Consider the following 350-nt stretch of genomic DNA (forward strand, 5'->3'; position numbering starts at 1 on the left):
TCGCGCGCCTTGCTGGCGTCGCCGACGAGGAGATCGACCTCGGTCGGACGGAAATAGGTCGGATCGATCTTCACCACCGTCTTGCCGCTCGTCTCGTCGACTCCGGTCTCCTCGACGCCCTTGCCGCGCCATGCGATGCGGCGGCCGACATGCGCAAAGGACAGCTCGACCATCTCGCGCACCGAGCGCATCTCGCCGGTGGCGAGCACGAAGTCGTCGGGCTTGTCGGCCTGCAGGATCCTGTGCATGCCCTCGACATAGTCCCTGGCATGGCCCCAGTCGCGCTTGGCTTCGAGATTGCCGAGATAGAGCGTCTGTTCCAGCCCGACCTCGATACGGGCGACGCCGCG

1 protein-coding gene is annotated in these 350 nt (G+C 66.3%); it reads right to left on the minus strand.

Translation table 11 applies throughout. The annotated features are described in order from the left end of the window. Positions 1-350 (minus strand): GDP-mannose 4,6-dehydratase (locus tag AC0L3X_RS47480; protein ID WP_473317663.1); only part of this gene is annotated, 350 nt, incomplete at both ends.

This window comes from Bradyrhizobium sp. MI1.7 (assembly GCF_055811795.1).